This window comes from Pseudomonas quebecensis (assembly GCF_026410085.1).
Lineage (GTDB): Bacteria > Pseudomonadota > Gammaproteobacteria > Pseudomonadales > Pseudomonadaceae > Aquipseudomonas > Aquipseudomonas quebecensis.
The window spans coordinates 3,129,242-3,147,954 of the sequence record NZ_CP112866.1 but is presented as its reverse complement, the minus strand read 5'-3'; the positions used below and the strand labels follow the sequence as shown (position 1 = coordinate 3,147,954).

The 18,713-nt window shown below is 62.6% G+C and carries 23 protein-coding genes and 1 pseudogene; 9 read left to right on the top strand and 15 right to left on the bottom strand.

The window, feature by feature from the left end:
* The first annotated feature begins 4 nt into the window (after positions 1-4).
* Positions 5-250 (top strand): hypothetical protein, encoded by a 246-nt coding sequence (locus OSC50_RS14570; protein ID WP_253506557.1) that lies wholly within the window; start codon positions 5-7, stop codon positions 248-250.
* Positions 251-260: 10 nt separating this feature from the next.
* Here the strand turns inward: OSC50_RS14570 and OSC50_RS14565 are convergent, their stop codons facing one another.
* Both OSC50_RS14565 and OSC50_RS14560 read right to left on the bottom strand, forming a co-directional pair.
* Positions 261-497, bottom strand: coding sequence for a hypothetical protein (locus tag OSC50_RS14565; protein WP_181080775.1), 237 nt, complete (start codon positions 495-497; stop codon positions 261-263).
* A 57-nt stretch (positions 498-554) separates the two neighbouring features.
* Positions 555-710 carry a hypothetical protein gene (locus OSC50_RS14560; RefSeq protein WP_181080776.1) on the bottom strand — a complete coding sequence of 52 codons (156 nt, stop codon included), beginning with the start codon at positions 708-710 and terminating at the stop codon, positions 555-557.
* On the opposite strand from OSC50_RS14560, the gene OSC50_RS14555 reads away from it, so the two are divergent.
* Both OSC50_RS14555 and OSC50_RS14550 read left to right on the top strand, forming a co-directional pair.
* Positions 709-858 (top strand): hypothetical protein, encoded by a 150-nt coding sequence (locus OSC50_RS14555; protein WP_181080777.1) that lies wholly within the window; start codon positions 709-711, stop codon positions 856-858. The genes OSC50_RS14560 and OSC50_RS14555 overlap by 2 nt on opposite strands.
* Before the next feature lie 44 nt (positions 859-902).
* A complete protein-coding gene (locus tag OSC50_RS14550) occupies positions 903-1,184 on the top strand; it encodes a hypothetical protein (protein WP_181080778.1) in 282 nt (93 codons plus the stop codon).
* Positions 1,185-1,205: 21 nt separating this feature from the next.
* Here OSC50_RS14550 and OSC50_RS14545 read toward each other — a convergent pair whose 3' ends face one another.
* Positions 1,206-1,994, bottom strand: coding sequence for an SDR family NAD(P)-dependent oxidoreductase (locus tag OSC50_RS14545; RefSeq protein ID WP_266248837.1), 789 nt, complete (start codon positions 1,992-1,994; stop codon positions 1,206-1,208).
* A 136-nt stretch (positions 1,995-2,130) separates the two neighbouring features.
* Between OSC50_RS14545 and OSC50_RS14540 the strand changes: the two genes are divergently transcribed.
* Positions 2,131-2,706 carry a TetR family transcriptional regulator gene (locus OSC50_RS14540; RefSeq protein ID WP_181080780.1) on the top strand — a complete coding sequence of 192 codons (576 nt, stop codon included), beginning with the start codon at positions 2,131-2,133 and terminating at the stop codon, positions 2,704-2,706.
* Positions 2,707-2,727: 21 nt separating this feature from the next.
* On the opposite strand, the gene OSC50_RS14535 is transcribed toward OSC50_RS14540, so the two are convergent.
* The 3 genes and pseudogenes from OSC50_RS14535 to OSC50_RS14525 all read right to left on the bottom strand — a co-directional run.
* Positions 2,728-3,600: a manganese catalase family protein gene (locus OSC50_RS14535; RefSeq protein WP_181080781.1), complete on the bottom strand. Its 873-nt coding sequence runs from the start codon at positions 3,598-3,600 to the stop codon at positions 2,728-2,730.
* A 133-nt stretch (positions 3,601-3,733) separates the two neighbouring features.
* Complete coding sequence (locus tag OSC50_RS14530; protein ID WP_181080782.1) at positions 3,734-4,084, bottom strand: con-10 family general stress protein; 351 nt, start codon at positions 4,082-4,084, stop codon at positions 3,734-3,736.
* Positions 4,085-4,249: 165 nt separating this feature from the next.
* Positions 4,250-4,402 (bottom strand): annotated as a pseudogene (locus OSC50_RS14525) (con-10 family general stress protein); the annotation flags it as partial.
* A 344-nt stretch (positions 4,403-4,746) separates the two neighbouring features.
* Here OSC50_RS14525 and OSC50_RS14520 point away from each other — a divergent pair.
* Entirely contained in the window at positions 4,747-4,968 is a 222-nt protein-coding gene (locus OSC50_RS14520) for a PLD nuclease N-terminal domain-containing protein (protein WP_181080784.1), read from the top strand.
* Between the two features lie 91 nt (positions 4,969-5,059).
* Positions 5,060-5,551: a CinA family protein gene (locus tag OSC50_RS14515; RefSeq protein WP_266248840.1), complete on the top strand. Its 492-nt coding sequence runs from the start codon at positions 5,060-5,062 to the stop codon at positions 5,549-5,551.
* 77 nt (positions 5,552-5,628) lie between these two features.
* Here OSC50_RS14515 and OSC50_RS14510 read toward each other — a convergent pair whose 3' ends face one another.
* The 4 genes from OSC50_RS14510 to OSC50_RS14495 all read right to left on the bottom strand — a co-directional run bounded on the left by OSC50_RS14510 (position 5,629) and on the right by OSC50_RS14495 (position 10,781).
* Complete coding sequence (locus tag OSC50_RS14510; protein ID WP_266248842.1) at positions 5,629-6,972, bottom strand: c-type cytochrome; 1,344 nt, start codon at positions 6,970-6,972, stop codon at positions 5,629-5,631.
* Positions 6,973-6,988: 16 nt separating this feature from the next.
* A complete protein-coding gene (locus OSC50_RS14505) occupies positions 6,989-9,226 on the bottom strand; it encodes a xanthine dehydrogenase family protein molybdopterin-binding subunit (RefSeq protein WP_266248843.1) in 2,238 nt (745 codons plus the stop codon).
* Positions 9,226-9,684, bottom strand: coding sequence for a (2Fe-2S)-binding protein (locus OSC50_RS14500; protein ID WP_181080788.1), 459 nt, complete (start codon positions 9,682-9,684; stop codon positions 9,226-9,228). Before OSC50_RS14500 ends, OSC50_RS14505 begins: the two co-directional genes overlap by 1 nt.
* A gap of 197 nt (positions 9,685-9,881) precedes the next feature.
* Positions 9,882-10,781 (bottom strand): LysR family transcriptional regulator, encoded by a 900-nt coding sequence (locus tag OSC50_RS14495; RefSeq protein ID WP_253506600.1) that lies wholly within the window; start codon positions 10,779-10,781, stop codon positions 9,882-9,884.
* Positions 10,782-10,851: 70 nt separating this feature from the next.
* Between OSC50_RS14495 and OSC50_RS14490 the strand changes: the two genes are divergently transcribed.
* Together OSC50_RS14490 and OSC50_RS14485 are read left to right on the top strand one after the other, a co-directional pair.
* Entirely contained in the window at positions 10,852-12,279 is a 1,428-nt protein-coding gene (locus OSC50_RS14490; RefSeq protein WP_414704483.1) for an MFS transporter, read from the top strand.
* The gene (locus tag OSC50_RS14485; RefSeq protein ID WP_266248849.1) at positions 12,276-13,550 is read left to right on the top strand and encodes a glucarate dehydratase family protein; all 1,275 of its coding nucleotides are present in this window, start codon (positions 12,276-12,278) and stop codon (positions 13,548-13,550) included. The genes OSC50_RS14490 and OSC50_RS14485 overlap by 4 nt, the downstream gene beginning before the upstream one ends.
* Before the next feature lie 31 nt (positions 13,551-13,581).
* On the opposite strand, the gene OSC50_RS14480 is transcribed toward OSC50_RS14485, so the two are convergent.
* Positions 13,582-13,872 (bottom strand): hypothetical protein, encoded by a 291-nt coding sequence (locus OSC50_RS14480; protein WP_181080792.1) that lies wholly within the window; start codon positions 13,870-13,872, stop codon positions 13,582-13,584.
* 199 nt (positions 13,873-14,071) lie between these two features.
* Between OSC50_RS14480 and OSC50_RS14475 the strand changes: the two genes are divergently transcribed.
* Positions 14,072-14,848: an ABC transporter substrate-binding protein gene (locus tag OSC50_RS14475; protein ID WP_266248851.1), complete on the top strand. Its 777-nt coding sequence runs from the start codon at positions 14,072-14,074 to the stop codon at positions 14,846-14,848.
* A gap of 145 nt (positions 14,849-14,993) precedes the next feature.
* On the opposite strand, the gene OSC50_RS14470 is transcribed toward OSC50_RS14475, so the two are convergent.
* The 4 genes from OSC50_RS14470 to OSC50_RS14455 all read right to left on the bottom strand — a co-directional run bounded on the left by OSC50_RS14470 (position 14,994) and on the right by OSC50_RS14455 (position 18,691).
* Positions 14,994-15,620, bottom strand: a complete 627-nt coding sequence (locus tag OSC50_RS14470; RefSeq protein ID WP_181080794.1) for a helix-turn-helix transcriptional regulator — start codon at positions 15,618-15,620, stop codon at positions 14,994-14,996.
* Positions 15,620-16,753, bottom strand: a complete 1,134-nt coding sequence (locus tag OSC50_RS14465; protein ID WP_266248853.1) for an NAD(P)/FAD-dependent oxidoreductase — start codon at positions 16,751-16,753, stop codon at positions 15,620-15,622. Before OSC50_RS14465 ends, OSC50_RS14470 begins: the two co-directional genes overlap by 1 nt.
* Complete coding sequence (locus OSC50_RS14460) at positions 16,750-17,685, bottom strand: ornithine cyclodeaminase family protein (RefSeq protein WP_181080796.1); 936 nt, start codon at positions 17,683-17,685, stop codon at positions 16,750-16,752. The genes OSC50_RS14465 and OSC50_RS14460 overlap by 4 nt, the downstream gene beginning before the upstream one ends.
* Before the next feature lie 67 nt (positions 17,686-17,752).
* Positions 17,753-18,691 carry a LysR family transcriptional regulator gene (locus OSC50_RS14455; RefSeq protein WP_266248855.1) on the bottom strand — a complete coding sequence of 313 codons (939 nt, stop codon included), beginning with the start codon at positions 18,689-18,691 and terminating at the stop codon, positions 17,753-17,755.
* Positions 18,692-18,713 lie beyond the last annotated feature (22 nt).

Sequence of the window (18,713 nt, the reverse complement as noted above, 5' to 3'; positions counted from 1 at the left end):
TTGTTTGGATTTGATGGATTGGGTGCAGTGGCCTGCCATGGTGGTGACGGTGATTTCGGCCTGGTTTATCGGCTCGCAACGACCGCGTCGCCGCATGCTTGCATTCTGGGGGTTCATCCTCAGTAATGCCTTGTGGATCGTGTGGGGCTGGCACACCCAGGCGTTCGCGCTGATCCTGCTGGAGGGCATTCTTTTGGGCATGAACGCGCGAGGATTTCGAAAAAACCAGCGCAGCCGGAACGCGGGGTGAAGCGTGCTTGCTAGCGATTCAGAAAGTTCTTCCTGAATCCGCGCAGGTTCATCAGGCACAGGCAGATTTGCAGCACGATCAGCGCGTAGGCCTGCGCGTACGCGCCCCAGATTACCCACAGCACGTTACTCGCGATAAAGCAGCAGAAACCCGTCATTCGTCGCGCCGGTCGTTGCGATCCAATCAGCCAGGCCGCGATTACCGTCACCACCATGGCAGGCCATTGGACCCAATTCAGCTCACTCAAGACCCCTCCTTCAACTACCTGCGGTTTGAAAAACAGAGGGCGCATCGGGCAAATAATTCAGATTTTCAACGCCGTGTTGCCGTCACCGCTCGTCAGGCCTGTGCCGAATTTGTTGAACGTATAGCCGGTGCTCCCGGCCAGACTAAACAAGGGCTGGCGCAGGCAACGCGCTGGCGTCGGGGCCATTTGTTTCATTACCTGGTGAACGATCATGAAAAAGTTATCGATGTGCCTGGGCTTGTGCAGCCTGTTCCTGCTGCACGGCTGCTTCGACAATTCGGACAACGCCACAAAAGGCAATAGCAGCTCCACCAAGTCCTCCGTGCAGATGCAGGAAGGCAAGGCGGATGAGCATAAGTGATGTGCGAGGCACGGTGCTGGCTGGCATGAAGGGGGCCTGTGACGATGGAGAAAACCGACAAGGCAATGGCAATTCGAGGCTGGCACTTGCTGCTCGAGGACGACAGCTATCGCCTGGATCATCCCGATGACTTCCACCAGACCTTGATCAGCCGAGCCGATGAGCTAGTGCTGCGCGACGTCATCAGCCTTGAAGAGTGGCAACGACTCAAGGACGCCGCGGACGCCGTCCACGCAAAAACGTTGCAGAGTCTGGCGACCCTGCAACGTGACCGTCTCGATACCGTGGCGATTGATCTGTGCATCGACGCCGAGGCTCAAGCATAGGCCCCGGCCAGGCTATAGGACTCAGGCCTGCGCCTGATAACGCTCGGCGGCGTGCGCCTGGCGGATATCCGCGAGCAGCCCCTGGCGCGCCTGGTCCAGTTGGTCCCAACGGCCTTCGACGTGCAATGGCGGGATGGTCACCGGCTCGCGACGGTCGAAACCCAGCAGGGCCGCGTCCACCAGCTCATCCACGTCCATCACTTCCGGCAGCGCATTAATATCGATGCCGGCGCGTTCCCAGATTTCGGTGCGAGTGGCGGCGGGCAGGACGGCCTGGATGTACACGCCCTTGGCCGCCAATTCCACGCTCAGTCCCTGGGACAGGAACAGCACGAATGCCTTTGTCGCGCCGTACACCGACATGCCGAACTCGGGCGCAAAACCCACCACCGAGCCCAGGTTGATGATCGAACCGCTGCCGGCCTGCGCAAAGCGCGGCGCCACGGCGGCAGCCAGGCGTGTCAGCGCCACGACGTTGAGGGCGATCAGTTGATCGACGGCTTCGGCGCTCTGTTGAACAAAGCCTCCGGACTGCGCCATGCCCGCGTTATTGATCAGGATGCCGATGCGTGCATCGTCGCGCAGGCGGGTTTCCACCGACGCGAGGTCGGCGGCCAGGGTCAGGTCGGCCTGGAACACCTCCACGGCCACACCGTTTTCCTCGCGTAACTGTACGGCCAATGCCTCCAGGCGCGCGTTGTCGCGAGCGACCAGCACCAAGTCATGGCCACGACGGGCGAAGCGCCTGGCATAGGTGGCGCCGATGCCGGAGGAGGCGCCAGTAATCAGAACAGTAGGGAGCATGGTCATGGTGAGTTTCCTGAAGAGTGTCGCGGGTGATGGAGAGGGCTTAATGATTACGACCGAAATCTAAAATGTCAATGTTTTGATGTTGGTCGACATCAATGTATGCTTGCGGCACGTACGTAAAAGATTCAGGTGGACCATGAAAGTCTCTAAACAACAGGCTCAGGCCAATCGCGCGCACATCGTGGAAACGGCCTCGGCGCTGTTTCGCGAGCGTGGGTATGACGGTGTGGGCATCGCTGACCTGATGGCGGCGGCAGGTTTTACCCAGGGCGGGTTCTACAAACACTTCGAGTCCAAGGCTGACCTCATGGCACAAGCATCAGCCTGTGGCCTGGCGCAGTCGGCCGCGCGCACGGCGGGGGCTTCGACCGAGGCGTTCGTAAACGTGTACCTGTCGCGCGAGCACCGCGATCAGCGCGCCACAGGTTGCACACTGGCGGCGTTGTGCGGTGATGCCGCACGTAAGGAAGACGAGGTTCGCGTTGCATTTGCCGCCGGCATCGAAGCCCAACTGGGTGTGTTGCATGCGGCCAAAGCAGAGGCACAAGCGCAGGACCCGACCGCTTCGCGTGCCGGCACGCTTGCATTGATGGCACAGGTGCTGGGTGGGTTGATCATGTCCCGTGCATGCCCGGACGACTCGGCGTTGGCCGATGAAATCCTGGCCGCGTGTCGCGCCGCGATCCTGGGAGGCGAGGACAGGCCGCAGTGAGGCCTGCCCCCGTCGCCGTTGTTACGGCTGCTTCGAGGCACCCAAATCTGCGCCCGTCACCGGGTCGCTGAGCGGGTCGGACAGGGTGCGGGCTTTCATTTGATCCAGCCGGGCTTCGTCTTCGGCGCTCAGTTGCACGCTGGCAAGGCCGTCGCCGCCGTCCACGGCCGGGAGCGGGTTTTCCACAAACTCCCACGCGTCCCCTTCGTTCCATGGGCCGCGTTTATCCTCCGTGCCTTGCGACATATTGAAGTAGACGTGGCTGAACTCAGGCATGCCCGGCAGCTTGCCCTGGGGAAAGTTGGGTTGAATCGCATGCAAGGCTTTTTCGAAGGACAGTTGATGGGCGATTTCCCGCGTCATCAGAAAACCCAGTGCTTCTTTCACGCCAGGGTCGTCCGTGACGTTCATCAACCGCTCATACACAATCTTGGCCCGCGCTTCGGCGGCAATATTGGAACGCATGTCGGCCGTGGGTTCGCCGATGGTGTCGATATAAGCCGCCGTCCATGGCACGCCCGCCGAGTTGGTCAAGGGTGAACCGGCGCCGTACAACAGGCTGGTGATATGAGAGTCATTGCCCGCGCCATTGAGTGAGCGGTACAGCTCACCTTCTTCTTCGACGCCTTCGGCGATGCGACCCTTGGCGCCTTTGTTGAGCATGACGATGATCGAACCGATGACCTCCAGATGGCTGAGCTCCTCGGTGGCAATGTCCATCAGCAGGTCTTTGCGACCTGGATCGTCCTCGGCCAGCGCCTGGGTGAAGTAGCGCGAAGCCGCTGCCAACTCTCCCTGGGCACCGCCGAATTGTTCCAGCAGCAGGTTCGCCAGGCCCGGGTTGGGTTCGGCGACACGGACGGTGTATTGAAGTCGCTTGTTATGTAAAAACATCACACATCTCCTCAGGCAATGAACGGCAACGCGTACATCCAGGCCGCGTATGGGCAGGTCTGGCGCTGTGGGCGTGAGCCATCAGCAGCGTTAAAAAAACAGGGGAGCGGTGCCGCTCCCCTGCATCGGCGCCTCAACTGTTGCGCCCGCCACCATGGCTGTGCTCGCCGCCTTTGCGCCCGGCTTCCGAGGCTTTTTCGCGGTCGTTGGCAAAGTTTCCTCCACTGCTTTGCCCACCTTTGCTGCCCGCCTCGGCGGCGCGTCCGGGATCGTTCTTGAAGTTTCCACCACTGTTCTGACCGCCTTTGCTGCCGGCTTCGGCGGCGCGCTCAGGATCATTCTTGAAGTTGCCGCCACTGTTCTGGCCGCCTTTACTGCCAATCTCTTGATAAAACTCCTTATCGTGGCTGGCGGAAGTTGCCTCGCCGCCTTTTTTGCCCGCTTCGCTGACGCTCATTTGGCCTTGTTTATCTTGAGTGCTCATTGTCGCTTACCTCATGTTTATAAGGGTGACGCAACTTTCACTGAAGCGCTTAAGTTATCTGCGCTGCACGGCCTCACGCACAACTTGCGCCAAGCTGAGACGCGCGAACATTGCTTAAAAGTGTCACGAAAGTTGCGATTACATAGCGCTTTGATCCTGGTGCATTTACGACTTGCGGCCGCCGCCGTGGCTGTGCTGGCCGCCTTTACGCCCAGCCTCCGAGGCTTTCTCGCGGTCGTTGGCAAAATTGCCGCCAGACGCCTGGCCGCCTTTGCGGCCTGCTTCGGATGCGCGTTCGTGGTCGTTGGCGAAGTTGCCGGGGTTTTTATTACTGGTAGGCATGATGCATCTCCACATTAATCAAGTTAGGTATGTGAATGCCCATTGCAACAACGGACACTTATTCCGATAACGCCAGTGGCGGAAATGCTTGAAGAAATTTTTAAAATGGCGATGAACGGTAATGAGTGGGAAAAACTTATACAAAATGCCGGTTGTTAACACCGCTTCGTATAAGTTTTGGCGCGCTGAAGTGCAGTGCTTGATATTAACTTGCTAGCTGTTTGTCGCTTCGATTAGTTGCCGCTTCGCTTATCAGCAAAGTGAACCTCTGGACTTGGCGTGCAGCCTAACAGTGCATCACTCACTCTAGGAGGTGTCGTATGCAAACTACTTACTTCTGGGCAGGGCTGGCCGTGATCCTGGTGTTGCTCGACCTGTGGATCATCAACAGTGTCTGGCGCAGCAGCAAAACCTCGCGCACCAAGCTGGGATGGACCGCATTGGTGATCCTGCTGCCGTTTGTCGGCGCGGTGATCTGGAGCGTCGCCGGGCCGCGTGGCATAACCAAAGGGCCATCGTCACCGGAACACAGCAAGGGCTGAGTCCGATAGGGAGCGGTCCGGTGCCGAATTTTTACCCGGCGCTCGCTTTCCAAGGAGTAGCGCGCGCTGTCTATCCAGAGGAGGGAAGTGCATGTCAATCGCCGCAGCCACTGTTGATTGCCTGAAACAACATCGCCTGCTGCTCACCACCGCCGAGTCGTGCACGGCCGGCAAGATCATTGCGCTGCTGTCGCAGGTGGAGGGCAGTGGTGCGTGTATCGAGTGCGGGTACGTGGTGTATTCCGAAGAAGCCAAGCAACGCTTGTTGGGTGTCAGTGCCTACACCATCGCGACGTTCAACCTCACCAGCTGCGAAGTGGCCCGCGAAATGGCCCAGGGCGCCTTGCGCGATAGCCCTGCGCAGGTGGCCGTCGCCACCACTGGGCTGCTGGGACCTGACAGCATCGATGGCATCCCGCCGGGCACCGTGTGTTTTGCCTGGGCGTATCACCTCAATGGCGCAGTCAAGGTATTCAGCCGCAAGGAACGCTTCATCGGTTCGCGCGACCAGGTGCAGGTACTCGCCGCTGAATATGCGTTGAAAGGCGTGATGCGTTTTCTGGATGAGGCGGTTGGCCTTTAGGCGCGGCAGTGCTGCGGCCTTGGCGGGCAAGCTCTGCGTCTGCAGAGCTTGCCCGCTCGTTGGTTTGACGCCGCAGCTCAGCGCATCTGCAGGATGATCGGCGTGCTGCTCGCCGGGTCAGTGTGCTCGCGCAGTTTGCCGACGGCCTTGGCCTCGACCGCGCCGCCGTGGTTACCCCAGGAGCTGCGTACGTAGGTCAGCACTTCGGCGATGTCCTGGTCGGACAGTTGCTCGCGCAAGGCCGGCATGCGATAGGCGTCCGGAACGCCGGCGGCTACTACGCGCTGGGCGCCGTTGAGGGTGATGTTAATGGCCGAGGCGGTTTCTGTGGCCAAGGCTGAGGTGGCCCCCGCCAGCGGCGGCATCCAGTCGGGCTGGCCTTTGCCGTCCGCGCCATGGCAGGACGCGCAGCGGGTGGCATAGGTGTGGGCGCCCGGAGCGTCCGTGCGGGCGTTGGCGGCAACGGCCTGGTAAGCCCAGGGTGCACCGTCGCGCTGTGGGTCGCCAGGCAAGGACTTGAGGTAGCGGGCGATGGCGGCCAGGTCGTCGTCGTTCATGAACTGAGTCGAGTTGTTGAACGCTTCCGTCATCGAACCGTACACAACCGCGTGCTGGTTGCGACCGGTCTTGAGGAACTGCACGATCTGCGCCTCGCTCCAGCGGCCCAGGCCGGTATTGGGGTCCTGGCGCAGGCTGGGAGCGTACCAGCCGTCGAGCAGCGCGCCGGCGAGGAACGGCGTACCGGCTTCGTCCAGGGCCTTTTCGTTGAAGGCCAGGCCGCGCGGCGTGTGGCAGCTGCCGCAATGGCCGGGACCCTGAACGATATAGGCACCCCGGTTCCACAGCGCGTCCTGCGCGGGCTTGGTCGCATACGTGGCGTTCGGCGCGAACAGCCCGTTCCACAGCGCAATCGGCCAGCGCATGTTCAGTGGCCAGGGGATGTCGCTGGGGATGTTGGCCTGGTTCGCCGGTTGTACGCCCTTCATAAAGAATGCGTAGAGCGCGCGCACATCATCGTCACTGAGCTTGGCATAGGAGGGGTAGGGCATGGCCGGGTACAGACGCCGCCCGCCGGGCGCTACGCCGTGGCGTACCGCGCGGTCGAAGTCGGCGAGGCTGTAGCGGCCGATGCCGTGGGTGGGGTCCGGCGTCACGTTGGTGGCGTGGATATTGCCCAGTGGCGTGGCCATTTCCAGGCCGCCGGCGAACGGCGCCTTGCCGGGCAGGCTGTGACAGGCCACGCAGTCGCTCAGGCGCGCGACGTACTCGCCACGACTGACCAGCGCAGGGTCGAACTCGGCAGCTTGCGGCTGCTCGAACGCGGTAACAGGCTGACGGGTGACGTACCACGCCAGCGCGCCGGCGGCGACCAGGCAGGGCACGGCCAACCAGCCGAGGGTTCTTGCGAATCGGTTGTTCATGGGCGGTCTCGGTCGGTCAGCTGAAAGTGTGTCGGCTCAATGGCAGGCTGCGCACGCGCTGGCCGGTCAGTTGCGCCACGGCGTTGACTACCGCCGGCGCCACGGCCGGCAGGGGTGGTTCGCCGATGCCGCCCATTTTTTCGCCGCTCTCGACGATCTTCACATGCACCTGGGCCATCCGCGAAGGTGGCAGGATCGGGTAAAGGTCGTAGTTGCGCGCCCGTGGCTTGCCGTCCACGTACACCGCTTCTTCCAGCAAGGTTTGCGACAGGCCCAGGGCCACGGCGCCGTTGACCTGCGCCTCTACGATGGCCGGATTGACGATGCTGCCGGGGTCAATGGCTTCCCAGATGTGATGCACCTTGACCTGGCCTTTATCGATCGACACCTCGGCGATCACTGCCGCATGCGAGCCAAACGGCGAGGCCATGGCCACGCCCCGCGCGCGGCGGGTGCCGTCTTCGGCGGTATAAGGGCCGCGCTTCCAGCCGCCGGACAACTCAGCCGCCGCCTTGAGCAGCGTGGTCAGCCGCGGGTTGTCGCGCAGCAGGTGCAGGCGCAGCTCGTACGGGTCGCGACCGCCTTTGTCGGCCAGCTCATCAAGGAACGCTTCATAGAAAAAGTCGTTGAGCGAATTGCCCACCGACCGCCAGTAGCCAAGCATGGCCGGGCCTTTGACGTAGATCTGTGCGATGCGCTTGTTGGGGATCGCATAACTCTTGCCCGACAGCCCTTCAAGGGCGGTGGGGTCGAGTTTGTCGCCCTGTTTGCCGGCAATGGCTTCGGTGGGGCCTTCGGTGGCGCTCACCGCTTCGATGGCCACGGGCAGGCCGTCAGCGTCCAGCGCGGCGCGGAACTTGACCACCGCCACCGGGCGCAAAACATCGCGCAGGAATTCTTCTTCACGACTCCAGATCAGCTTGATCGGGCGACCCACCGCCTTGGTCAGGGCAATGGCCTGCGGGTAAGGGCTGGCTGAGTCGTACAGGAAGTGCCGACCGAAAAAACCGCCCAACAGCGGTGAATGCAGGTTGATGCGCTCGGGCGCCAGGCCGGTGCGTTTGGCGATGTCGGCGCGGAACATGTCCGGCGCCTGGTTGGGCAGCCAGATGTCCAGCGAACCGTCCGGGTTGAAGCGCGCCAGTGCCGATGGCGGCTCCAGTTGCGCGTGGTTGACGTATTGGTTGTGGTACGTCGCTTCGACCTCGGTTTTGGCGCTCGACAGCGCACCGGCCACATCGCCTTCGTTTTCATCGTCACGGGCCGGGCCTTGCTGGGCCGCGAGGAAATCACGGTAAGCGTCGCTGGAAAAATCCGCCGGCATCGCCCGCACGGTGGAATCGGCGGTCGGTTCCTGCCAGTCCACCTGGATCGCTTCCACCGCGCGTTTGGCATGCCACCAGCGCTCGGCCACCACCGCCACCGCGCCGGGCAATTGATGCACGGAATGCACGCCCTTCATGGCCTCGACCTGAGCCTGGTTGCGCAGGCTGCCGACGGTCATACCCAGGCGCGGCGCATGCTGCACGGCGGCATGGAGCATGCCGTCGACTTTCAGGTCGATGCTGTACAGAGCCTTGCCGGTAGACTTGTCGTAGGCGTCGACGCGCTTGACCGGTTTGCCGATCCAGCGGAACTGGCTCGGGTCGCGCAGGGTGACGCTGGCCGGATCGGGCACCGGCATGTCCAGAGCGCGGCTGGCCAGCTCGCCGTAACCCAGCGAGCGGCCGGACGCGGCGTGCACCACACGGCCCGGTTGGGTGGTCAACTGCGCCACCGGCACGCCGAGCTGTTGCGCGCCGGCCTGCAGCAGCATGGCGCGGGCAAGGGCGCCGAGGCGGCGCATGGTCGGGTAGCTCATGCGCACCGACATGCTGCCGCCGGTGATGCGCATGCCGTTTTCCATCACCACATAGGCGTCGCCGGGTGGTGCCGCTTCAACGATGAAAGTGGCGGGGTCGGCGTCCAGCTCCTCGCCGACGATCTGCGCCATGGCGGTGTGCGTGCCTTGGCCGCCTTCCATGAAGGGGCTGAGCAGGCGCACGCTGCCGTCGGGACGAATTTCCAGGAATGCCGGCACCTGAGTGCCGCGTTCGGCGGCCGCACCGGTAGCGGCCTGTACCCTGGACGCGCCCAGCGGCAGGCCGAAGCCGATGACCAGCGCGCCCACGGCGGTGCTGGCCAGAAAACGCCGGCGGGACAGGTTGATCGGTTCGCCCAGGGGCAGGCCGGGAATCAGTTCAGGCGTGTTCATCAAGCGTGCTCCTTCCCGGTCGCCAGGTCCTGCACGGCGGCATGAATGGCGTTGTAGGTGCCGCAACGGCACAGGTTGACCATCGCCGCGTCGATCTGCTCCACCGTCGGCGCCGGGGTGTGCTTGAGCAGCGCAGTGGCCGCCATCACCTGCCCGGACTGGCAGTAACCGCACTGCGCCACCTGATGCTCGACCCAGGCGCTGACCACGCGTTTGCCGATTTCATCGGCTTCGATCGCTTCGATCGTGGTGACCTCACGGCCCACCACACCGGCCACCGGCGTCACGCACGAACGCACCACGTTGCCGTCAACCAGCACCGAGCAGGCGCCGCATTGAGCCAGTCCGCAGCCGTACTTGGTGCCGGTCAGCCCCAAGTCATCGCGGATCACCCACAGCAACGGCGTGTCGGCGTCGGCATCGACCTGATAGGTCTTCTGGTTGATTCGTAGCTCCATGACTGGCTCACCTGCTGATCTTCGGTTAGGGATACTGTTTTCTTATAGGGAGGGCGATAGGTCGCCCATCGTCGAACTCTAGTCGACTGCGCAAGGGCTATCTATGCGATTACCTGCAAGTTCGGAGGATCAGGCAAGTATTCGAGAGAATCGGATGACTGCACGGCGGTCACCCTGATCGTTCAGGCGGGCCGCGCTCAGGCCCAGCCGTCCCGCACGGCGTTGCGAATACCCTCCAGCAGCATGGTGAAGGCTGGGTTGTCGTTGCCTTCACGCCAGATCAGGTGCAGTTCGCTCTGCGCCCCTTCGCCCAGGTCAATGTCGCGGAACACCACGTTTTTGAACACCACGCTGCTGGCGCAGCGCGGCACCAGGGCCAGGCCCATGCCGGCGTTGACCAGCGCCAGAATGGTCAGGGACGAGCCCAGCCACTGCACGTAGTCCGGCGCCACGCGCGCCGAGCGCAGCAGGCCGGTAAGCAGCTCGTTAAACGGCGGGTACGCGGCATGGGCGTACATCAGGAAGGGTTGCGCGTCCAGGTCCTGCACGCTGACCGCCTCGGCATCGGCCAGGCGGTGCGCACTCGGCACCGCCAGCACAAAGGGCTCGCGCACCAGGCATTCGGTGGCATAGCCCGGTTCCAGCAACGGCGCGCGCACGATGCCCAGGTCGATGCGCCGCGCGCGCAGGGCTTCGTATTGCTGGTAGGTGTTCATCTCCGACAGGTCGATCTTGACCTGAGGCTGCTTGAGCCGCGCTTCGGCAATGACCTTGGGCAGAAACTCATACACCGCGCTGCCGACGAAGCTGATATTGACCGTGCCGATATCGCCCTCGGCGAAGCGGCGCGCGGTGATGGCCGCCTGCTGGGCGCGTTCGAGCAGGTTCTGCGCTTCGATAAAAAACGCCCGGCCGGCGGCGGTGAGCGCGACGCTGCGGGTAGTGCGCGCAAACAGTTCCACGCCCAGGTGATGTTCGAGCAACTGGATCTGTCGGCTGAGGGGCGGCTGGGTCATGTTCAGCCGCTCGGCGGCACGGCGAAAATTCAGCTCGGTGGCCACGGTGGTAAAGCAGCGCAGCTGGGTCAGCTCAAACATTGATCTAATCCTGGTATCAATCGAATGCCAAGTTAGATTAGACGGGATCAATGCCAGGCGTCCATGATCGATGCGTCCCTACAAAAATAATGATCGGGAGTCGCCCTTGGATACCTTCCACAACCCGCCGGACCCCACCGTGCTCGCGCGTGCGGCTGCCAAGGTCAAACGTCACGTGCTGCCGCTGTTCGTGGTGATGTTCATCGTTAACTATATCGACCGGGTCAATATCGGTTTTGTGCGCAGCCACATGGAAACCGACCTGGGCATTGGCGCGGCGGCCTACGGCCTGGGCGCCGGGCTGTTTTTTATCGGATACGCGATTTTCGAAGTGCCCTCCAACCTGTTACTGCAACGCTACGGCGCACGGGCCTGGCTGACGCGCATCATGTTCACCTGGGGCGCGGCCGCGATGGCCATGGCCTTTGTACAAGGCGAAACCAGCTTCTACGTGCTGCGCTTTGTTCTCGGCGCCGCCGAAGCGGGGTTTTTTCCCGGCATCATTTATTACTTTACCCAGTGGCTGCCGGCCGCCGAGCGTGGCAAGGCCATGGCGATTTTTTTGAGCGGCTCGGCCATCGCCTCGGTGATTTCCGGGCCGGTGTCGGGCGCGCTGCTGGGCGTGAGCGGCCTGAGCCTGCACGGCTGGCAATGGATGTTCCTGATCGAAGGGTTTGCCTCCATCGTGCTCTGCGGGTTCGTATGGTGTTGGCTGCAGTCCCATCCCCGCGAGGCGAGCTGGCTCAGCGCGCAGGAAAAGCATGCATTGGTCAGCGCCATCGACCATGAGCAGCAGGCCCGTGAAGCCGCCCAGGTCAGTCGTCCATCCCTGTTCAAGCTGCTGGCCGACAAACAGATCGCGCTGTTTTGTTTCATCTACTTCTCGATCGCCCTGACCATCTACGGCGCCACGTTCTGGCTGCCGAGCATGATCAAAAAAATGGGCGACCTGGGGGACTTCCAGGTGGGCTTGTTCAATTCGATTCCGTGGTTGATTTCCATCGTCGCCATGTACGGTTTCGCCTCCCTGGCCAGCAAGTGGAAGCACCAGCAGGCCTGGGTTGCGCTGATGCTGGTGATCGCGGCGGTCGGCATGTTCATGTCCACCATCGGCGGGCCGGTGTTTGCCTTTGTCGCCATCTGTTTTGCCGCGATTGGTTTTAAAGCCGCCTCGGCGCTGTTCTGGCCGATCCCCCAGGGTTACCTGGACGCGCGGATCGCGGCGGCGGTGATTGCCTTGATCAATTCGGTGGGCAACCTCGGTGGCTTCGTCGCGCCCACCACGTTCGGATTGCTCGAGCAGACCACCGGCTCCATCGAGGGCGGCTTGTATGGCCTGGCCGCGACTTCGCTGGTGGCGGCGGTGCTGGTGTTTTTTGCACGCACCGCGCCGCGTGCCGGTGCGCCTGTTAACGCGGTGAGCGTCAAGCCTGCCGTTGCCGAACCTTCCACCGATCATCACGCCATGCGCTCAGGCCTGCAGGGAGCCGTCTCTTGAAAATTGTCCGCGTTACCGTCACCCCGATTGCTTTTCGCGACCCGCCGTTGCTCAACGCCAGCGGTATCCATGAACCGTTCGCACTGCGCTCGATCATCGAGGTGGAGAGTGACACCGGCTACATCGGCCTTGGCGAAAGTTACGGCGATGCGCCGGCACTGGCGATCCAGCAACGGGTGCAGCCGCAGCTGATCGGCCTCGACCCGTTCAATCTCAACGGCTTGCGCGCTATCGTCCAGGCTACCGTCGCGGCCCATACGCCGGCGAGTCTGCCCGGAGCGGAATTGGCGCCGGGCTCCCATGCCAGCAAAGCAGTCAGCAATGCGTATTCGGCGTTCGAGGTGGCCTTGCTCGATCTCCAGGCCCACGCCTTGAACGTGCCGTTGGTGGACCTGCTGGGCGGGGCGATCCGCGAGCGCATCCCGTTCAGTGCCTACCTGTTTTTCAAATATGCCGAGCACGTTGGTGCTCCCTACGCACCCGACCCCTGGGGCGAGGCGCTCAATGAGCAGCAGATCGTCGCGCAGGCGCGGCGCATGATCGACACCTATGGTTTCAAGAGCATCAAACTCAAGGCCGGGGCGCTGGACCCCGAGCATGAAGTGGCGTGTATTAAGGCGCTGAAAAAAGCCTTCCCGGGCGTGCCGCTGCGCATCGATCCGAACGGCAACTGGTCCCTCGACACGGCAATACGCATGGCCGAGTTACTGGGCGACGACCTGCAGTATTACGAAGATCCGACCCCCGGCCTCGACGGTATGGCCGACCTGCACAAACGCACCGGGTTAGCGCTGGCGACCAACATGGTGGTCACCGATTTCGATGAGTTCCGCCGCAGCGTGGCGCTGAACAGCGTGCAGATTGTGCTCGCCGACCACCACTATTGGGGCGGCCTGCGTGACACTCAGGTGCTTTCGAAGATGTGCCAGACCTTCGGCCTGGGCGTGTCGATGCATTCCAACTCGCACCTGGGCATCAGCCTGATGGCTATGGCCCATGTGGCGGCCGCGGTGCCCAATCTGGACTACGCGTGCGACACCCATTACCCCTGGCAGGCGCCGGACGAAGAGGTGATCAAGGGCGGCAAAGTGCCGATTGTCGATGGTTGTGTGCAGATCACCCGCGCTCCGGGGCTGGGCCTGGAACTGGACCATGGCCAATTGGGCAAGCTGCATGATCAGTATCTGAGCTGCGGTATTCGTCAGCGCGACGATGTGAAACAGATGCAGCGTTATCAACCGGATTGGAAGGCCGTCAAACCGCGTTACTGAAGCTGGTCGCTTCGTTTGCCCGACGACGCAGTCATGCGCCGCCGGGTTTTTTTTGCTCTGCGGATTTTGGCGCCGGCGAACGCTCCTGCTCCATGGCGCGCCGGATGCGCATCAGGTCCTGATACGCCTCGGTGCGCTTGGCGTCGGCGACCTGCTTGGCTTCGGTAAAGCGCAGCCACGCGGCGGCATCCGCCAGGCTGGTGCCGATGATGTCGTAGGCCGCCTGTTCCAGGCGGTCGGCTTCGAAGAACAATTCGGTGTTTCTAGCCAATTGCGCATCCCAATCGGATGGTTGCGACGCTTCACGCTTGTTTGCTGCCATGGCGCTTGCCTCCAGGTCGTCCTTCAGTATTGAGGGAGCGGGGCATGCGAACGTTCAAAATAGTGCATGGGGAAACGTCGCAGCGGTGTGTAATTGACGTGATGTACATAAAAGTCCAGTATGGATTTATAAGTACAAAAAACTGCGTTGCATTTTTCTTCACTCTTGCCAAACCAACAACAACCTGCGAGACACCCCCATGAAGAAACGCTTGCTGATCCCCGCCCTGGCCTTGAGCCCGCTTGCCGCCAACCATTTGCTGGCCGCTGAGAAAACCCTGCGCATCGGCATCGAGGCGGCTTATCCGCCGTTCGCCTCCAAGACCGAAGAGGGCAAGATCGTCGGCTTCGACTACGACATCGGCAATGCGTTGTGCGCGCAGATGAAGGTTAAGTGTGTGTGGGTCGAAGGTGAGTTCGATGGCCTGATTCCTTCCCTCAAAGTGAAGAAAATCGACATGGCCCTGTCGTCCATGACCATCAATGAAGACCGCAAGAGGTCGGTGGACTTCACCCACAAATACTATTTCACCTCCTCGCGCCTGGTGATGAAGGAAGGCGCGGTGGTGGATGACCAGTACGCCAGCCTCAAGGGCAAGACCGTCGGGGTACAGCGCGCCACCACCACCGACCGTTACGCCACCGAGGTGTTCGAGCCCAAGGGCATCAACGTCAAGCGCTACGGCAATAACGAAGAAATCTACATGGACCTGGCGGCCGGGCGCCTGGATGCGATCTTTGCCGACACCATCCCGTTGAACGATTTCCTGCAGATGCCACGCGGCAAGGGCTACGCCTTCGTCGGTCCGGAACTCAAAGACCCGAAATACGTGGGCGAAGGCGCGGGCATCGCGGTGCGCAAGGGCAATAGCGCGTTGGTCAGCGAACTCAACAGCGCCATCGACGGCATTCGCGCCAGTGGGGAGTATCAGAAAATCTCACAGCGGTACTTCAAGTCGGATATTTACGGCGACTGAAAGGGCGCCATCGGGGGCAAGCCCTCTCCCACAGACAAGCCCCCTTCCAAAGGGTATGGCTGATGCCCGGTGCTCCAAGTGTGGGAGGGGCTTGCCCCCGATAAATGTCAGTCACTACTGCAATCAGGCCCGTGACCCCATTCGATCAGCCCTTGAGTTCCTTCAAGTGCTTGTAGACCGTCGCCCGCCCCATGCCCAGCACATTGGCCACGTAGTTCGAGGCACTCTTGCCCTTGAACGCGCCTTCGGCATGCAGCGCCAGTACCAGTTCGCGTTTGTGGTCACGGGTCAGCAGGTTCAGGCTCAGTTGGCGTTCGCGCATCCAGGCGTGGAGGAAGGTGTTGATACGCTCCTGCCAGTCATCGCGAAACAGGGCATCCGGCTGTGGAATCAGTTTGCTCGGCGACAGGAACAGGTCCAGCGCGGCCTTGGCGTTTTCGAACAGCGAGATGTTCAGGTTGATGCACAGCACCGCCAGCGGACGATCCTGGGTGTCACGCAGCACGGTACTCAGGCTGCGGATTTTCTGACCGTCCCAGTTGAGCTTTTCGTACGGGCCGATATTTACTTCGCTGACGTCATCGCTGAGCAGGTCCTCCAGCGCCGAATCATCGCCGATGGCGCGCTTGGACAGGTTGTTGGCGATGTAATCGACGGTCTGCGTGCGCAAGTCATGCAGCACCACTTCGGCATGTGGGAAAAACAACGTGGCGATGGCGTCGGCAATCGCGCGGAAATTCTGCAGGGCCTTGTCGTGTTCGGCGGTATTCATCAATGGGGCTCCAGGCGGGCGGGGGAGAGCATACCAGCGTCCAGCCCGAAGCGGGTCAGTGCCTGCGGCAGCGGTGCTCCGCGCACCAGTGCCGCGCTGGCCTGGCCCATCGCCGGTGAGGTCTGAATGCCGTAACCGCCTTGTGCCGCGACCCAGAACAGCCCCGGCACCTGGGGATCGAAGCCGCTGAGCAGATCGCCATCGTGCACAAAACTGCGCAGCCCGGCCCAGGTGCGGGTGGGGCGGCGGATGCTCAAGGTGGTGGCTTCTTCGATCTGGTAGATGCCCATGGCGATATCCAACTCTTCAGGCTGCACATCTTGAGCCTGCACCGGGTCGGCATTGGCCGGCGAACCGAGGAACATGCCCGCGTCGGGCTTCATGTAGAAGGCTTCGTCCAGCGCCACCAGCATCGGCCACCCATGGCTGTCCACGCCTTCGGGGCCGGCGAAGATAAACGCCGAGCGCCGCTTGGGTTGCAGGCCAATGGGCGCCGCGCCGGCCAGCTCGCCGATAAGGTCGGCCCAGGCGCCGGCGGCGTTGATAATGATCGGCGCGGTGAAGGTGGCGTCCCCGGTGCTGACCTGCCAAAGGCCGGCACGTTCGCGACTCAACCCCAGCACAGCGCTGTCGGTACGCACCTCGCCGCCATTGCGCCGGATACCGCGCAGATAGCCTTGGTGCAGGGCGTCGGTGTCGATGTCGCTGGCGGTCGGGTCGTAGAGTGCGCCGTGGACTTTTTCCCGCCGCAGGATCGGTAACATCTCACAGGCTTCATCGACGCTGAGCTGCACGACCTGGGGCACGGTGGCCTTGGCGCTGAGGTATTGCGCGTTCAATTCGGCTGGGTCGCCGGTGAAGTCCACGGTCATTTCGCCCCGTGGCGTGAGCAACGGGTGTTCACAGAAACCGGCGGGCGGGTGGTCGAAAAAGTCGCGGCTGGCCAGGGTCAGCGCGCGCACCTGCGGGGTGCCGTAGGCGGCGGTATAGAGCGCCGCCGAACGCCCGGTGGAGTGATAGGCCGGGTGGCTTTCACGTTCCAGCACGATCACCTTGCCGTGCGGCGACAGCCAGAACCCCGTGGACGCTCCGGCAATGCCGCCGCCGATGATGATGTAGTCCGCGTGGTTCATAGCTGTCTCCAGAGGGCATTGGCCAGGGCAATGTCTTCCAGGCCCAGGCCGATGGAGCGGAAGAAGACGTGGCGATCATAGGTCGGGCGTGGCGCCAGGTCGCTGAGCAGCTCGGGCAGGTCGCCGAGCACCATGCGGGGGTGCCAGCCGTGCTGTTCGGCGGCGATCAGCATTTCACCGGCCGCGGCGGGGGTGGTCTGGCGATAGTCGCAGAACACCTGCATGTTCGTGAGGCTGTGGGGCGGCACTTCATGGGCGCGCGGTGCGTTGGTGCTGATGGAGGTGATCAGCGCCGGCTTACTCAGGCGCGCCGGGTCGAGTACGGGGCCTGCCGAGGAAGTGCACAGCAGGATCACGTCGGCGTCGTCCACCGCCGCCTCGCAGCTGGCGGCGACGCTCAGGCGCGGGTCAAGGCAATGGAGGGTGTCGTGATTGGCCGTGACCGCGCTCGGCGAAAACACACGAATGCTCTGCCAGTCCCGCAGGTTCTTCACATACTGCACATGGGCCTGGGCTACTTTGCCGCTGCCGATAATCGCCAAGCGTTGGGCCTGCGGAGCGGCCAGTGCGTCCACCGCCAGCGCCGTGGTGGCGGCCGTGCGTGCGGTGGTCAGTTCGGCGGCGTCGCACAGCAGCAACGGCTGGCCGGTGTGCATCGACATCAGCAGCGTCCACGCCGTCACCAGTGGCCCTTGTTCGCGCACGATGTAGGGCGAAGTCTTGACCCCATACACCCCCTCATTGGCCAGCACACCGAGGTAGTTAATGAAGTCACCGGCGCCGTGGGGGAATGCCACGAGCTGTTGCGCCGGCTGCACCGCGTGCCCGGCGGCCAGGTCGCGGAACAGCGCCCGCAGGATCTGCGGTACGTCGAGGCGGTCCAGGTGTTGGCGGGCCTGGGTCTGGTCGATCACAAAAGGAGGAGTGAGCATGGGTGTCTCCGGCGTAAACTAATTTGTCCATTATGGACTTTTAGTTCTTTCTGGCAACGGATAAATATTACCCTTTGAATGCAAACCCACCGGATAGCCTGCCTTTCAGATATCCCACCAACGCACTTACCGACTTGGGCACATGGGGTGAGTACGGGCGGATCAAATAGATCTCATCGGCAAACGCGCCCTTGAGGGTCCAGCCTTTAAGCACCTGTACCAGTTTGCCGCTGGCCAGCGCGGCGTGGGCGCTGAAATCGGGGAGCAGGGCGATGCCCAGGTGGTGCAGGGCCGCATCGCGCAAGGCTTCGCTATTGTTGGTGGCGAAGCTGCCGGCGATGGGCACGGTGATGCGTTCGACGGTTTTGTGGTTGCGTTCGAAGGTCCAGGCCGGTTGGTCGCTGCCGCGCGGGTAGAACAGGCAGTTGTGCGCCGACAGCTCGCCGGGCTCGCGCGGTTCGCCGTGGCGTTGCAGGTAATCCTGGGTGGCGACCAGCACCGATCCGGTGTCGCACAGCTTCCAGGCCACATGGGTTTCCGGCACCTGAAAACCATGACGTACCGCCAGGTCATAGCCCTCGGCGGCGAGTGAACTGAGGGCATCGGACACGTCCAGTTGGATTCGCACCTGCGGGTATTGCTGCAGGAACCCCGACAGGTGCGGCACCAATTGCTGGCGGGCAAACGCCACCGGCGCGGTGAGGCGCACCAGGCCGCGGATTTCCCCGGCGGCGTCGCGCACCGACGAAAAGCTGCGAGCGATCTGCTCATAGGCACTGCGCACGTCGCGGGTCAATGATCGCCCGGCCTCGGTCAGCCGCACGCTGCGGGTGGTGCGCGTCACCAGGCGGGTGCCGGTGGCTTTTTCCAGGTCGGAAATCCGCTGGCTGACGGCGGACTTACTCACCCCCAGACGCGCGGCGGCGGCGGTGTAGGTGCCGTGTTCTTCCAGCACGGAGAGCCAGTGTATGTGGGTCCACAAGCCTTCGATCTCGGATTTTTCCATGCCTGGATTGTTCATCTGTAAG